Raw genomic sequence first — 14608 nt, 5'->3', positions numbered from 1 at the left:
GGTGTCGGCCATGGGTCAGCGTCCGACCCGCCCGCCCGGCCGTGCCAGTCCGCGCACCCCCAGCCCGCTGTCCACCGGCACCATCGTCCCGGTCATCGCGCGCGACTGGTCCGAGGCGAGCAGCGTGAAGACGCCGTTGAAGTCGCTCAGCGCAGGCACCTCCTGCGTCGGCAGGGCCGCAGCTGTGCCGTCCAGCACGGAATCCGCCGGTTCCTGTCCCAGCGCTCCGACGCCCCGCAGCTTCGTCGGTGCGACGCCCGGCGCTACACCGTTCACCCGTACGTCCGGGGCGAACTCGTAGGCCAGCTGCCGAACCAGGCCCAGCACCGCGTGCTTCGACGCGGTGTACAACGGTCCGCCGCCGGAGGCGTGGTAAGTCGCGAAAGAACCCGTGAGAATCACGCACCCCCGCGAAGCGATCAGATGCGGCAAGGCCGCTCGCACGCCGAGCAGCGGAGCCAGCACGTTGACGCTCATCAGCTCGCCGAACGCCGCGGGCAGCGTGTCCAGCTCGATCTCTTCCAGCGGCTTGGCTCCGTCGTACACCCCGGCGTTGCCCGCGAACACGTCGAGCTTTCCCCATGCCGAGACAGCAGCGTCCACAGCGGACTGATTGACCGCCGGATCGCTGACGTTGCCGACGATCGGCAGCACCGCGTCGCCGAGTTCGTCCGAGAGCCCGGTGACCGCCGGGGACAGGTCGACCGCGACCACGCGGGCGCCTTCACCGACGAAATGCCGGACCACCTCCCGGCCGATCCCCGCGCCCGCCCCGGTGAAGACGACCGTTTTCCCTTCCAACAAGCCCATTCTGTCACGCTCCCGCGAGCAGCAGGCCCGCGTCCGGGACCACCGGTTCGAGTCCTAGCGTCGTCAGCGTCTGCCACACGGTGGCCGTCGACGCCGACAGCACCGGGATGTCGAACCGGTCCTGCACCGGCTGGATCGCGGGCAGCGAAGGCATCTGCACGCACGCGCTGAGCACCAGCGCGTCCACGCCTCGGGTGTCCACTTTGGCCGCCAGGTCGAGCAACTGCGCGGGATCGAGCCGGCCGACCTCGAGGTTGTCCGGCACGCCGAGCGAGATCGAATCGTGCACGGTGATGTCCTCGGCCTCGATGTAGTCGCAGACCAGCTTGGTCAGCGACTCGACGTACGGCGTGATCACCGAGATCCGGCGCGCGCCGAGGTGCCGCAGCGCGCTGATCAGGGCTCCGGCCGAGGAGAGCACCGGCACGTCCGATACGGTCTGCGCCCGGGCGCACCCGGTGAGCCGGGACTCGGACTCGCGGTGGTAGCCCGGGCCTTGTGCCATGATCGCGACCAGGCAGGCGTAGGCCATCACGTCGACGTCCGCGTCGCCGAGTTCGACCGCGCAGCGCAGCGAATCGTCGTCCATCGCCTTCAGCTCGGCCGGGGTCACGTGCTGCATGCGCATCCGGCTGGAGTGGAAGGTGAACCGGTCGGCCCGGACCGCTTCGCGGGCGCGCAGCATCGCCGGGATCTCGGTCTCCATCGTCGTGTTGGAACTCGGAACGATCAAGCCGACGCGGTGCGCGGCGGGACCGGACAGGGGGAACGTCACGGGGCCTCTCTCAACGTTAGGTCTCCGACCTCGGCTCGTACACGAGGTTCGTGGTGGTGATGGCGGGCATCCGCGCCGCGTCCAGGCGCACCCAGCCGACGCGGGCGGGTCGCGTGACGCAGCCCTTTTCGTCGTGGTCCAGGGTGATGCCCTGGCCGCGCAGCGCGAGCAGGACCGCGTCGAACCGGTGGTCCGGGTCGATGTCGAGGACCAGGCCCAGCGCGGCGTCGAGCAGATGGAATTCGAGGAGCTGGCGCACCAGACCCGAGTCCCTGGCGGCGATGGCGGCCAGGAACGCCTCGTCGGTGCGCAGGATCTCCTCCGGCGCGCGCGGACGGGAGAAGTACGCCCGCTGGTGCCGGTAGATCATCGTGTGCAGGGACCGGGTCAGCTCGGCGATCGCCGGCGGGTACCGCACGAGCGCCACGTCGTGGAAGTGCCGGTGCGCTTCCTGGAACTCCCGGGTGCGGTCGACGACCGCCACCATCCGGTCGAGGACCTCGCGCATCGCTTCGAGGTCGGCCTCGGTGAACTCGTCGACGAGCGCGGCGATCACCGGGGGCTCGACCAGCAGCCGCATCGCGTAGTGCTGCTCGGTGTCGGCGTTGGCGATCGGAGCCACCTGCATGCCGCGGTTGGCCTCGGACACGAGCAGCCCGTCTGCTTCCAGCCGGCGCAGCGCCTCGCGCAGCGGGGTCCGGCTGACGTCCAGGTCCTCGGCCAGATCCCGTTGGGACATCCGGGTTTTCGGACCGTAGGTGCCTTCGATGATGCGTTCGCGCAGCACCTGGTAGATGTCGTCGACGGTGGTGCCCGCCCGGGTCTTCGGCTCGGTCACCGCGCCTCCCCCCGCTCTTCCTCGACATGCGAGCCGAGACGGCGGGCGATCAGCTCGGTGAACGCCTCCGGGGTGAGCGTCGAGATGATCTCCAGCTGCATCGCGTCGAGCAGGACCCGGTGGCCGTGCTTCGGCGTCGTCACCTCGAGCCGTTCCCCGTTGCGTGTGCGGACCTTCTGGATCCGGACGCCGGTGAACTCGTTGGCGATGCCGATCGGCTCCCCGACCGGCTGCACCGTCTCGTCCTCCGGCGGGCGCGCGGCCTGCTCGTCGGTCATGGCTCCCCTCCTTGGTTCGCGGAGATCGTCACCGGCTGCCGCGCATAGGCCCCGGGGCGGACCCCTCGCAGCACCGGGAGCTTCGCTCTCGTTCGAGCCACCGTAGCGAGGTCGAGCCCGATCACCCGGCAGGCCAGCGGTGCGGTCCCCAAATCCGCGAGCACCTCGCCCCAGGGACCGACCGCCAGCGCGTGCCCGTAGGTGGGGAACGCGTCGTCCGGCGAGCCCGCGACGGTCGCCGACGCGACCACGAAGGCCGCGTTCTCGATCGCCCTGGCCCGCAGCAACGTCTCCCAGTGCGCCGCTCCGGTGACCGCGGTGAACGCCGCGGGCACGAGCAGCACTTCCGCACCGGCCGCGGCGAGTGCGCGGAACAGCTCGGGGAACCGGACGTCGTAGCAGATCGTGAGACCGACCTTGACGCCGCCGACGCGCAGTAGGACGGGCTGGTCGCCCGCTCGCTCGACTCCGGACGCCTCGAAGGACTGGCCGCCGACGTTCGCGTCGAAGAGGTGGATCTTGTCGTACCCGCCCGCGACGGTCCCGTCCGGGCCGAACACGACCGCCGTGTTCCGCACGATCCCGTCAATGCCGATCAGCTTCGCCCCGCCGAGCACCACCGAGACCCGCTCGGCCGCCGCCGCTGCCCCGAGCCGGGTCAGCTCCGGTCCGTCGAGCCGCATCGCCGCGGCCCGCATCTCGGTGTTGGTCCCCAGCATCAGGCCGTTCTCCGGCAGCAGCACCAGGTCCGCCCCGTCCGCCGCGCAGTCGGCCACGAGGCGGCACGCGACGTCCAGATTGCGCTCGACGTCGCGCGTCGCGTGCCACTGCGTGAGGCCGATCCGGAGGCTAGTCATGGTCCGGGAGCAGCATGTTGGCCACCGTCCATCCCCCGCCGGAGGCTTCCATCGGTTCGTAGGCGAACACTTCGCCGCGGATTCCGGGACCGGCGAGCGCGAGCATGATCAGCCAGTTCAGGAACTCGTACTGGCCGTGGCTGAGCAGCGCGAACGGTTCGAGGTCCGCCAGTTCGAGACCGCGTCCCTCCTGCAGCGCGCGGAGGATGTGCGTGTCGAACTCGACGTCCACGTGCCCGAAGTGGCCGGGGTCCAGCCAGTGCGAAAGACCGCCGGTGGCGAGGAACGCGACGCGCTTGCCGCTGCCGGCCACGACGTCGCGCAGGACCCGGCCGAACGCACGCGCGCCCCACGGGGAGAACGTCCGCGCCGGTTGCGTGATGATCGGCACGACCGGCAGGTCCGGCCGGGGAAGCACCTGGCGCAGCGGGACGATCAGGCCGTGGTCGAGCTGCACCTCGGGTGCGGGCTCGACCTCCAGCCCCGCCTCGCGCACCGCGGCGACGACCCGCTGGGCGAACTCCGGCTCGCCGGTCAGCGTGATGTCCAGGTCCGGGCGGCCGAAGAACTCCATCGACCCGGTGTGCGTCGCGGCGGTCCCGACAACGAACGCCCCGGTTTCGAAGCTCTGGAAATGGCAGTCCGCGGTGGTCAGCAGCAGATCCGGTTCGGCCGCCGCGAGCGCCTTCCCGAGCCGGGCGTAGCTGTCCGACAGCCGGTCGACGCCGTCCGCCGGGTCGATCTCCGGCCGCGCCAGCAGGTCCGGCACGTGCGAGCAGCCGCCCGCGAACACCAGCCCGGCGGGCACGTCCGGGGCGGGCAGCGGCGCGTCGCTCAGGGTGAACGCGCCCGAGCTGGCCGAGTCGCCCAGGTCGGCCTTGAACCACCGGCTGACCAGGATCGTGATCCCGTCGTTGACGCCCGCCGAGCGCAGCCGGTCCCGGTCGCCCTCGGCGATGCTGCGGGCCCAGCCCGCGTCGAGCCCCATCGACTCCGCGACGCCTTCCGGATCGGCCTGGAACGCCGCCAGCAGCGTCCGGTCGCGGGCCAGCCGCAGGATCGCGGCTTCCAGCCCGGCCCGGTCCACGGCGCTCACGATTCCGCCAGGACGCCGTCGACGGTCATCGCTTCGCCGTCGATCTCGACCGTGCACCCGCGCATCGGGATGTCCAGGTGCGCCGGGGTTTCCCGGCCGGCGAACCGGTTCGGGCCGGTCGACCACATGAAGTTGCCCGGCGTCGACCGCAGTTCCTGGCCGTAGAGCGAACGCGGTTCGTAGACCTCGAACGCCGACCAGTTCGCGATCGGGTGCAGGCCCCATCCCATGTGCGACACCGCGTAGACCTCCGGGTCCTGCCACGCCTCGAAATAGTCGCGCAGGACCTGGGCGTCGAGCCTGCCGTCAATGCCGGTGATGAAGCCGTTCTCGATCGTGAAAGCGACCTCGTCGCGCACATACCGCTGCCAGGGGATCAACGCGTCGCCGGGCTGCAGCACGATAGTGCCCTGCGCGCTGCGGTCGCGCGGGAAGCACGCGACGAACCCGCTCGGCCAGTGGTCCCACCGGCCGGGTTCGTCCACGTAGCCCCACTGGTGCGTCACCGGCAGGTCGTCGCCGCTGATGTCCGCGATCAGGTCCGTGCCCGCTTTGCTGGTCACGCGCAACTGCTGGCCGGCCTTCAGCTTGCGCCCGCCCGCTTCCACTCGCGCCCGCAAGTCTTCGTCGCCCATCAGCCGCTCGAGCACCGCGGCCGGTTCGGCGACGAACAGCATCCGCTTGCCGTTGCCGGTGATCCGGGTCCGGACGCTCGAATGGATCAGCCCGCCGACGGTCACGTCCACGACGAAATCCGCCTCCCCCGCCGCCGCCAGCAGCGCCGGGACTTCCCGCCCGTCGCCCTTGTACGGCGGCAGGGTGGGCTCGGACAGGCTCGACGCGGTCAGCACGAGAGCGCCCGCGCCGAGGTCCTGCGCCGCGCCGACCGCGGCATCGACGTACTCCTGCTTCTTGCCGTGCTCGCTGATCACCGCGACGGTCTCGTCGGCGGTCAGCCGACACCGCCGGAACTGTTCGACGAACAGCTGACGAAGGCTCTTCGGCATGTGTTTTCCTTGTCTACTCGTGGTTTCAGAGCGTTGCGCGGACCGCGCCGCCGTCCAGCGACAGCGCGTGCCCGGTGGTGAACGCCGAGCGGGGCGAAGCGAGGAACGCCACCGCGTCGGCGATTTCCTCCGGCTCGGCCCAGCGTCCGATGGGGATGGCGGAGACGACCTCGGCGATTTCCTGCTCGACCGTCGTGCCGTTGCGGGCGGCCTTCGCGGTGGCGATGTCCCGCATCCGGTCGGTGGCCGTCGCGCCGGGGAGCACCTGGTTGACGCGCACGCCGTCGGCGGCCAGTTCCACCGCGCATTGTTTGCTCAGCGACGAGATCGCCGACCGGAACGCCGCGCTCAAGCCACCACCGGCGGAGGGCTGGCGAACCCAGGTCGAGGTGAGGAAGACGATGCTGCCGTCGCCGCGCTCGGCCATGTGCCGCGCTGCGGCGCGGGAAAGCTGCACGGCCGGGCGCAGCAACGTGCGGTACCCGGTTTCCCAGTCCTCATCGGACAGATCGAGCACCGGGCTGATCCGCGGTCCCGGCGTGTTGCTGACGAGGATGTCCAGCGACCCGAGCGTTTCGATCGCTTCCGCGACCAGTGCGGTGCCCGCGCCGTCCTCGGTGAGGTCGGCGGGCAGTTCGTGAACGCGATCCGGTGCCTGCGCCCGGAGCCGTTCGGCCGCTGCCTTGAGCGTCGGGCCCGGGCGCGAGCTGATCGCGACGCGGGAGCCTTCGGCGACGAACCGCTCGGCGACGGCGTAGCCGATGCCTTTGCTCGCGGCGGTGACGAGGGCGGTCTTGCCGGCCAGTCCGAGGTCCATGCTCAGTCCTCGACCCGGATCGCGGCCTCGGGGCAGGCCGTGGCGGCCGCGCGGGCCTGGTCCTCGTCCCCGGCGGGCACCGTGCCGTCGCCGATGACCGCGCCGAAGCCGAACTCGTCGACCTCGAACACGGACGGGCAGGCGTCGGCGCACGCGCCGTAGCCCGAGCACTTTGTCGAATCGAGGAACGCTTTCATCAGGTGAGCCCTTCAGGAAATAGACGGGGAGACAGGGATTTCGAGCAGCGGGAGACTGGTCCGGGCGAGGTTGGCGGCCCCGTCCAGGAATGCGCACGCTCCCTTGCCGCGCAGGCTGGTCCCCCACCGCCGCAAGTTGCCGAGGTCGGCTGCTTCCGGTGCTTCGTTGTCGATCCGGGACAGCGCCGCCGCGATCGCGTCGGTGCCCTTGCGGCACACCCCGCACTGCTGCGAGGACTCCTGCGCGTACCAACGGGCCAGGCGTGCCGCGACCGCGCCGACCCGTTCGCCCGCGCCCAGCACGGTGACCGAGCCGCATCCGACGGCGGACTTCGCCTCGGCCATCGCGTCGAAACACCACTGCGCGTCGAGCACGTCGCCGGGGCGCGCCACACCGGCGAACCATCCGCCCATCAGCAGTCCGGGCGCATCCGCTGGGTCGGTACCGGCGCATTCGCGGAACAGCTCGCGCAGTGTCGGCCCGAACGGAACCTCGTACACCCCAGCGTTTCCGTCCGCACCGGTCAACGTGATCAGTGCGGTGCCGGGTGACGATTCGGTGCCGTACTGGCGGAATGCGTCGGCGCCGTGGCGTGCGATCCAGGCGGCGTGGACGAGCGTTTCGACGTTGCTGACCAAAGTGGACAGTCCGTCGACGCCCGCTTCGAAGACCCGCGGCGGTTTGGCCGTCGGCAACGCCGGTCCGCCGTTGATGGCCCGGACGACCGCGCTTTCCTCCCCCGCCACGTATCGGTGTTCGACCACGAAGATCTCCACCCGCGCGGCTAAGCTGGCTGGTAGCTCCGCGAGCGCGCCGTGGACGGCTTCGACGGTTTCGGGATGCGACAGGTAGATGATCGCCCGGTGCGCGCCGACCACGTCCGCGGCGACGAGCAGGCCGTCGAGTACCGCGTGCGGGCGATGGGTGAGCAGCCAGCGGTCCTTGAACGACGCCGGTTCGCCCTCTTCCCCGTTGGCCACGACGACGCACCGATCGGCCGCGGCGACCGCCCGCCATTTCACCGCCGCCGGGAACCCGGCCCCGCCACGGCCGCGGAGCCCGGAACGCTCCAGCTCGGCCAGCACCTTCGCAGAGTCGACCGGGGTGTACGCGTCCCGCTCCTCGGCCGCGCTCAGCCGTCGCGTCGCTGAAGCCCCGACGACCAGCCGAGGCTCAATGCCCGGATAGGTTCCTGCCTGCATCAGGCCGCCTCCAACCGGTCGAAGAGGTCCGCGAGCGAGACGACATCGGCGTATTTCGCTTGCAGGTCAAAGAGATTCGCTTCGTGTGCCCCGGCATGCCGGTCGCCGACGCACTCGCGAGGAACGACCGTGCGGTAACCAGCCATGCAAGCGTCAACGACCGTTGCCCGGACGCAGCCGGACGTCGTCGCACCCGCGACGATCAGGCTGTCCGCGCCGAGCGACACCAACAGCGCCGGCAATCCGGTGCCGCCGAACGCCGATGCGGTGCGCTTGACGACCAGCGGCTCGTCCGGCCGCCGCGCAAGCCGTTCGTCGACCGCTACCGCCGCCGAGCCCTCCGCCAGGCAGTCGAGCGCGGGCATCTTCCGCCGCCACACCCGTCCTTCCGCGCCGTCCTCGGCGAACGCGATCGTCGTGAAGACGACCGGCAGCCGCCTCGCGCGCGCCCGATCGAGCAACGACCGCGTCGCGGCGACGACCTCGTCGAGGTCCGCGCCGGGAGGGTAGGCCGGGTCGGTGAACCCGGCGACGAGGTCGACGACCACGACCGCCGGGCGCGAACCGAGCCCGACCGCTCCGCCGAAGAGCGCCGCGTCGTAGGCGTGCACGGTCATTCGTCCTCGAACTTCAGCGCGGGCCACGACCCCGCCTCAGCGGTCATCATGTCGTGGTAGAAGCGGAACAGGTTGCGCTGCACGCCTTCCTCGTACCGCGTCCAGTACACGGTGCCCGGGCCCGGCCATTCGCTCACCGGATGCGCGATGCCGACCCCGGGCATGCCCATCTGGTAATTCAGCTTCATGCCGAGCACTTCCGCGGCGGTCGAGCGGCCGGTGCGCGCGACGGTGATCCACGGTTCGGTGTCGTCCATTTCGAACGCGCCGCCCATCGAGAACGTGCCGAGCCCGGCGCGGTAGGATCGGTCCTTTTCCTCGGCGGTCATGTTCTTGTAGCCCAGGAACCAGTTCCAGATCTCGAATTTCGATTCACTGATCGGCTGCCACGTCCGGACGGTGAGCACCGCGGTCGGCGGGTAGTGCGATCCGTCCTCGGTCATCGGGAGCGCGAGGATGGAGAAGTTCGGGAAGACGTTGCCGACGAACACCCGCGAACGCCGGGCGACGTCGAGCTGGTGGTCGCTGATCCGGTCGCTGGTGAAGGAATTCGCGAGCCGTTCGGGAAAACCGAAGAAGCGCGGGCCGGGCTCGTCCTCGTCGGGAGCCATCGAGAAAGACAGCGAATGCCCGGGCGAGGCCTGGATGTGGTAGCCCATCATGTTGGCGGCGAACGGAACCGGGAACGCCCCGATCTCCCAGACGGACTTGTGCAGCGTGCCCAGGTGGTAATCGTCGCCGGAGAAGTTGTCCGCGCCGGACTTCCAGTTCGCGTCGATGACGAACCGCTGCGGCGCGCCCAGCACCTCGACGCCGTGCTCGTTGAGCCCGAAGACCAAGTCGAGATACCAGGCCATGCCGCCGAGGTACTCCTTGAGCGGAGGAGCCGAAGCGTCGAGCGTCGCGAAGACGAGACCGTGGTAGCTCTCCACCTTCGCCGCCCCGACGAGGCCGTTCTTGGACTTGTCCATTCCGCCGAAAGCGTTCTTCCACAACGGCGCGCCGACGAGATTGCCTTTGGTGTCATACGTCCAGCCGTGATACGGGCAGCGGAAATGCGACGTGTTGCCCGCGTCCGCGCGGCAGATCTGCACGCCCCGATGCCGGCACGCGTCGAACAGCACGTTGATGCCGCCGTCCTCGTCGCGCACGACGACGAAGTAGTCCTCGCCGATCTTGCGCAGGACGTAGTCCCCCTTCGCGGCGATCTCGGACTCGTGCGCGAGATACACCCAGCAGCGGGCGAAAATGTTGCGCTTCTCGCGTTGGTAGAGCTCGGCGTTGCCGTACAGCGTCGCCGGGATCTCGCCCGCCGGAAGCCCTTCGGCGAGCTCGGCCAGGATGCGGTCCGCCGCCGTGGCGGGAGGGGTCGTCTGGGTCATCGCAGAATGCCTTCCGTGGGGCCGGGTCAGAAGAAGATGGACAGGTTGTGCGTGCCGATGGCGGTCAGGTCGAGCAGCACCCGCCGCTCGAGCAGCCGCAGGACGCCGTCCTCGCGGCGCAGCGTGTCCCAGCGCTCGCCGGACAGCATCTGCGGAACGACCCCGTCCTGCCTGGTGCGGTAGACCAGCAGGTTCGTCCGCGCCCGGACCAGCCCGTCCGCGTCCTCGCGGACCCGCAGATTGGTGACGAAGTGCCGGATCCGCGACGGCGGGTCCTCGGCCCAGGCGTACTGCGTCTCGTTGCGCGCGACCCGGGTTTCGAGCGACCCGTAGCGCTCGTCGAGGTGGTAGGTCCCGTCGACCCAGCCCGCCCCGCGAGCGCGTTCGACCGTCTGCCGCAACGGAACTTGGTACACGATGTCCTTGCTGACCATCGTCTCCAGCCACTTGCGCTCGAAGCCGTCGTCGAGAAGCTCGGCCTCGGCGTGCATCCAGTCACGGATCTCCGCGTGGAGATCGGAGGTAGGGCCACTCATGCGGATTCCCTTCGCCGGTTGGTGCCCACCATAGTGGATACACTTTTGGATGCCAAGATCTCGAGAGGAGGATTCGCAGCTGCCGACGACGATCGCCACGTCGGCATCCCACCCGCCGCTCTCGACCTTCCGCGGGCAAACGACGCCTCGCCGTTGGCCCCATCGCGGAATCCAACCTCGCAAGGCAGCCGCGGTCATGCCGTCCGGGGCTGAAACTCAGTCAGCACAACCGGTTTCGCCTCACCCGGCGGCGAGCCTGTTTATTTGCGGTCGCCGGTGTTCCCATGCCGGCCGTACAGAGATCTAGCAATGCTCCCGGGGCTGGTCGGCGCGAGAGTGCGGAGCGATGTCGTCGCGGGGTGCACGCGCACCCGGTAGGCGTCGGGACCCACATAGGCCAGCTGTCGAGTTCCTGCGGCAGGCCGTCGAGCATGTCAATGTGCGACGGCGGGCCGCGGAGACTGAGACGATCAGGTGATTCTCGTGCTCGCAGTCTTCGACCGGCTCCTCTTCCGGCAAAGTCGCGCTATCCCCGATTCTGCCCAGGAGCGCAGCACGTGCCTTACAACCCGAACCAGCCCAGAGATTCCCAGGGCAGATGGATCAAGACAGGCGGCGTTTTGACCGCGGCCGCTTTGGCGACGGTCGTGGCGGCGGCGAGCGGCGGAGGCACAGTCACCTCGGTCGGTGCCGGACTCGACGCCGCGACGACCAAGAGCGTGTCCGAGACGAACACGGCCAACAGCAAGAAGGCCGCGCAGAAGGGAGATCGCGCCGAGGCATGGCGACGGCTGGCTCTCAAAGAGGTCAGGAATGAGATCAAGAAGGATCTCCGCTGCGCCGTCCAGTCGTTCGGCCAGGTTCAGCAGTACTTCCTGCGCCACCCGTGCCAGAAGCTTGACCAGTTGCTGTTCGTCGTGCAGGACAGCGACGGAAACAGGATCGCCGGATCGGTCACGTGGGTGAAAATGCCGTCGGCCGATTCAGCCGCACAGCTCCGCAGGCTGGAAGACACCTACGGATCCGGTGACGTCACCCCGTTCGGAACGGAGATTCTCGAAGCAGGCGGCTTTCGTTTCACCGGAAAGCACTACCGGTCACGGCAGGACGGGAAGCTGGTCGTCATCGCCGAAATCGATCCGATCAAGGGCAGCCCTTCCGACTCGTTCCTCAAGCAAGTCGCCGACGTCGCGGATGTCCTCCCACCGCCGTGATCCCGTACCGGCCGACGCTTCGAGGAACCTGCCGATCGTCTCCGAGAGTTCGTGCGCAACACCTTCGTCGGCCTCGCGTGCGAAGAAGCGCCGTCCGGGAGATCGACCGGGGAATGCGGCACCGGGTGCGCTCAACCGGTCAAGTCGCCCTCCTTCTCGTTCTTCGCCGCATAAAAGGCCAGTTTCTCCTCGTCCACCTCGACCCCCAGTCCCGGCCCGGACGGTACCCGCAACCGGCCGTCCGACAGCTGCAGCGGCGCGACGATGTCGTCCGCGTGCAGGTAGTACATGCTGTCGATCGCGCGGGAGAGCACCGGCGTGCTCGCGACTACCGCCAGGTGCGCGGCGGTCGCGATGCCGAGTTCGCCGCCACTGTGGAGGTTCATGCCGAGCCCGAACGTTTCGCAGTGCGCCGCGAGCGCCTTGGTGGCCGAGATGCCGCCCCATTTGTACACATCGCCATGGATCACATCGACCGCGCCGAGGCGAACTGCCGGGGCGAACTCCTCGAACCGGACCACGCACATGTTGGTGCACAACGGGATCCGCACCCGCGCGCGCACCTGGCTCATCCCCTCGATGCCGATGCACGGGTCCTCGAGGTATTCCAGGTCCAGCTCTTCCAGCGCGAGGCCAGCGCGGATCGAGTCGGGCACCGACCACGCGGCGTTGGGGTCGACCCGAAGCTCGACGTCCGGCAGCGCACTCCGCAGCGCGCGAAGGATCTCGACGTCCCCGCGGACGTCCCGGGTGCCCTTCAGCTTCACCGCCGTGAACCCGCCTTCGGCCACCACTTTCGCCGTGTGCTCGGCCAGTCCCTGCGCGAGTTCCGTGCCTTTCGCGCCGGGCGCGTCGGCACGCGTGATCAGCGCGGTGATCGGCACCTCGGTGCGCACCGGCCCGCCGAGCAGATCGGTCACCGACTGCCCGGTCGTACGCCCGACGAGGTCCCAGCACGCCACGTCCAGCGCGGCGAGCGCGGCGTAGCCGAGGTAGCCGTGGAAAAACGGGACCATGTGGTGGCGGCGGTGGAACGCTTCGAGCGCGAACGGGCTGGTCCCGATCATTTCCGCGCCCAGTTTGCGCGTCAGCTCGGCGACCGGGCGGCCCCACATCGTCTCGCCCCAGCCCTCGGCGCCGGTGTCCGTGCGCAGCCGCACCACGGTGCGGGTCTCGCCGGTCTTGGTCTCGAACGAGCTGGTGAACGGGTTGGTCAGCGGCAGGTTCACGACCTGCACGTCGACATCGGTGATCTTCATTGCGCCCCTTCGGTGGATGCGTGGCTGTCCCGGGTGCTCCGGTCGAACGCCCGGATCGCCTCGGCGAGCGCGGCGCTGCGCCCGGCGAGCAGTTCTGCGCCGTGCGCGGCGCTGGCCGCGGCGGCATCGTCGGTGGTCCCGCCCGCGCGCGCCCATTCGCCGTGCCGTTCCACGGTCAGCCCGGGATACGGCGCGTCGTAGAACAGCGGCGGCGGTTCGACGACCGGCCGCGGCTCCGGCGGGCGCACCAGGTCCGGGTGCGCTGCGAGCATGAGCGAGGTCTCGAACATGCCCGCGTGGCCCGGCACCTGACCGTCGCCGACGGAGAAGTACGAGCACGCCGCGAGCGCGACATCCGCGCGCAGCGCATACTGCTTCACCGCCAGCCGCATGATCTCGTCGTTGCCGCCGTGGCCGTTCACGATCACCACGCGCCGGTATCCGCTGGTGGCCAGCGAGTCCAGTACGTCGTCGAGCACCGCCTGCAGCGTCGACGCGCGCAGCGACACCGCCGCCGCGAACAGATGGTGCGGGCTGTGCCCGAACGGCAGCGCGGGCAGCCGCACCACCTCCGGGTCGCCGCCGAGCCGGGCCAGCGCGGCATCGGTGACCGCTTCGGCGAGCATCGTGTCGGTGCCCATCGGCAGGTGCCCGGCGTGCTGTTCCTGCGAGCCGATCGGCAGCACCGCGATCGCGGAGCGGCCGGCGGCGCGCGTCTCCCGCCAGGTCATTTGCGTCAGTTCGGACATCTGGCCTCCCTTCTCGGCGCGGCGCGTGGCATCGTGACCGCATGAATTCCGGCGAACGCCCGGCCCTGCGGCTCGTTCCCGCGCCGGTCGCGGCGCCCTCTGCGGCCGGGCCGGCGCTCGGCGCGGTCGAGCTGCTCCCTGGCCGCGTCCGCGCCGCACTGCTGGATCTGGCGGGCGCGGTGCAGTGGCGCGCGGAAGCGACCTACGCGCGCACCGCCTCCCCAGCGGGCATCGCGGCCGCGCTGGCCGAGGTCGCCCGGTTCCCGACCGCGCCGGCCGCGATCGGCGTCGCCTCCGCCGGACTGGTCGACGCCGCCGCGGGCACGATCATCGAGGTGCACGAGGTGCCGGCGCTGCACGGCTACCCGATCGCCGAAGTACTCGGCGGCCTGGCCGGGGCGCCGGTCCACGTCGAGCACCGCGCCCGCCTGCAGGTCCTCGGCGACCGCTGGTTCGGGCCGGGCCGGGGCCGCAGCACGTTCGCTTCGGTCTCGACCGGCGAAGTGCTCGGCGTCGGCCTCCTGTTCGAAGGCGAAGTCCTCGCCCCGCCCGGCGGACGCAGCGGCGCGCACATGACGGTCGCCGCGAGCGGACGCGAATGCACCTGCGGTGCGCGCGGTTGCTGGAAAACGGTCGCGACCACGCCGTGGCTGCGCGGCGAAGCCCAGCGGCGCGGCCTCGCCGCCCAGACAGTGCGCGAGCTCGCCGGCGACCCGCTGCTGGACGAGTACGCGGGCAACATCGCGCTCGGCTTGGTGAACATCCAACAGCTCTTCGCTCCGGGTTTGTTCGTCCTGCACGGCGAAGCGGCTGAGGGCGGCGACCTCTTCCGCGCCCGCATCGAGCAGCGGCTGCGCGAGGACTCGTCGTGGGCCACCGGCGCCGAACCGCCGCGCGTGGTCGTGAACGAGAGCCCTGCCGACGACTTGGCCCTCCTCGGCGGCGCCGGTCTGGTCCTGTCGAAGCTCTGAGC

Annotated in this window: 17 protein-coding genes; 2 read left to right on the top strand and 15 right to left on the bottom strand. The window is 70.2% G+C overall.

Features of this window, described 5'->3' with window-relative positions; all coding sequences use genetic code 11:
- Positions 1-15 precede the first annotated feature (15 nt).
- The 13 genes from D0D37_RS23335 to D0D37_RS23275 are packed head-to-tail and all read right to left on the bottom strand — an operon-like array spanning position 16 to position 10413.
- Positions 16-810 (bottom strand): SDR family oxidoreductase, encoded by a 795-nt coding sequence (locus tag D0D37_RS23335; RefSeq protein ID WP_116202699.1) that lies wholly within the window; start codon positions 808-810, stop codon positions 16-18.
- 4 nt (positions 811-814) lie between these two features.
- Positions 815-1585: a maleate cis-trans isomerase family protein gene (locus D0D37_RS23330; RefSeq protein ID WP_116202698.1), complete on the bottom strand. Its 771-nt coding sequence runs from the start codon at positions 1583-1585 to the stop codon at positions 815-817.
- Between the two features lie 16 nt (positions 1586-1601).
- Positions 1602-2423, bottom strand: a complete 822-nt coding sequence (locus D0D37_RS23325; RefSeq protein WP_116202697.1) for a GntR family transcriptional regulator — start codon at positions 2421-2423, stop codon at positions 1602-1604.
- Positions 2420-2701 (bottom strand): hypothetical protein, encoded by a 282-nt coding sequence (locus D0D37_RS23320; protein WP_116202696.1) that lies wholly within the window; start codon positions 2699-2701, stop codon positions 2420-2422. The genes D0D37_RS23325 and D0D37_RS23320 overlap by 4 nt, the downstream gene beginning before the upstream one ends.
- The gene (locus D0D37_RS23315; protein ID WP_116202695.1) at positions 2698-3558 is read right to left on the bottom strand and encodes a nitrilase-related carbon-nitrogen hydrolase; all 861 of its coding nucleotides are present in this window, start codon (positions 3556-3558) and stop codon (positions 2698-2700) included. Before D0D37_RS23315 ends, D0D37_RS23320 begins: the two co-directional genes overlap by 4 nt.
- Positions 3551-4654 carry a DODA-type extradiol aromatic ring-opening family dioxygenase gene (locus D0D37_RS23310; protein ID WP_116202694.1) on the bottom strand — a complete coding sequence of 368 codons (1104 nt, stop codon included), beginning with the start codon at positions 4652-4654 and terminating at the stop codon, positions 3551-3553. The genes D0D37_RS23315 and D0D37_RS23310 overlap by 8 nt, the downstream gene beginning before the upstream one ends.
- Complete coding sequence (locus tag D0D37_RS23305) at positions 4651-5661, bottom strand: 2,5-dihydroxypyridine 5,6-dioxygenase NicX family protein (protein ID WP_116202693.1); 1011 nt, start codon at positions 5659-5661, stop codon at positions 4651-4653. Before D0D37_RS23305 ends, D0D37_RS23310 begins: the two co-directional genes overlap by 4 nt.
- Before the next feature lie 25 nt (positions 5662-5686).
- A complete protein-coding gene (locus D0D37_RS23300) occupies positions 5687-6478 on the bottom strand; it encodes an SDR family oxidoreductase (protein ID WP_116202692.1) in 792 nt (263 codons plus the stop codon).
- A gap of 2 nt (positions 6479-6480) precedes the next feature.
- Positions 6481-6675 carry a ferredoxin gene (locus D0D37_RS23295; protein WP_116202691.1) on the bottom strand — a complete coding sequence of 65 codons (195 nt, stop codon included), beginning with the start codon at positions 6673-6675 and terminating at the stop codon, positions 6481-6483.
- A 12-nt stretch (positions 6676-6687) separates the two neighbouring features.
- The gene (locus D0D37_RS23290) at positions 6688-7878 is read right to left on the bottom strand and encodes an NADH-ubiquinone oxidoreductase-F iron-sulfur binding region domain-containing protein (RefSeq protein WP_116202690.1); all 1191 of its coding nucleotides are present in this window, start codon (positions 7876-7878) and stop codon (positions 6688-6690) included.
- Positions 7878-8495: an isochorismatase family protein gene (locus D0D37_RS23285; protein WP_116202689.1), complete on the bottom strand. Its 618-nt coding sequence runs from the start codon at positions 8493-8495 to the stop codon at positions 7878-7880. The genes D0D37_RS23290 and D0D37_RS23285 overlap by 1 nt, the downstream gene beginning before the upstream one ends.
- On the bottom strand, positions 8492-9877 hold the full coding sequence (locus tag D0D37_RS23280; protein ID WP_116202688.1) for an aromatic ring-hydroxylating oxygenase subunit alpha: 1386 nt from the start codon (positions 9875-9877) through the stop codon (positions 8492-8494). The genes D0D37_RS23285 and D0D37_RS23280 overlap by 4 nt, the downstream gene beginning before the upstream one ends.
- A gap of 26 nt (positions 9878-9903) precedes the next feature.
- A complete protein-coding gene (locus D0D37_RS23275; RefSeq protein WP_116202687.1) occupies positions 9904-10413 on the bottom strand; it encodes an aromatic-ring-hydroxylating dioxygenase subunit beta in 510 nt (169 codons plus the stop codon).
- A 557-nt stretch (positions 10414-10970) separates the two neighbouring features.
- Here D0D37_RS23275 and D0D37_RS23270 point away from each other — a divergent pair.
- A complete protein-coding gene (locus D0D37_RS23270; protein WP_116202686.1) occupies positions 10971-11627 on the top strand; it encodes a hypothetical protein in 657 nt (218 codons plus the stop codon).
- 131 nt (positions 11628-11758) lie between these two features.
- Here D0D37_RS23270 and D0D37_RS23265 read toward each other — a convergent pair whose 3' ends face one another.
- Both D0D37_RS23265 and D0D37_RS23260 read right to left on the bottom strand, forming a co-directional pair.
- Positions 11759-12886, bottom strand: a complete 1128-nt coding sequence (locus D0D37_RS23265) for a mandelate racemase/muconate lactonizing enzyme family protein (protein ID WP_116202685.1) — start codon at positions 12884-12886, stop codon at positions 11759-11761.
- Complete coding sequence (locus D0D37_RS23260; protein WP_116202684.1) at positions 12883-13635, bottom strand: creatininase family protein; 753 nt, start codon at positions 13633-13635, stop codon at positions 12883-12885. Before D0D37_RS23260 ends, D0D37_RS23265 begins: the two co-directional genes overlap by 4 nt.
- A gap of 41 nt (positions 13636-13676) precedes the next feature.
- Between D0D37_RS23260 and D0D37_RS23255 the strand changes: the two genes are divergently transcribed.
- A complete protein-coding gene (locus tag D0D37_RS23255; protein ID WP_116202683.1) occupies positions 13677-14606 on the top strand; it encodes an ROK family protein in 930 nt (309 codons plus the stop codon).
- The last annotated feature ends 2 nt before the right edge of the window (positions 14607-14608 follow it).

This window comes from Amycolatopsis circi (genome assembly GCF_003385235.1).
GTDB lineage: Bacteria > Actinomycetota > Actinomycetes > Mycobacteriales > Pseudonocardiaceae > Amycolatopsis > Amycolatopsis circi.
The sequence above is the reverse complement of the archived record's forward strand: the minus strand, read 5'-3'. Positions and strand labels throughout refer to the sequence as shown.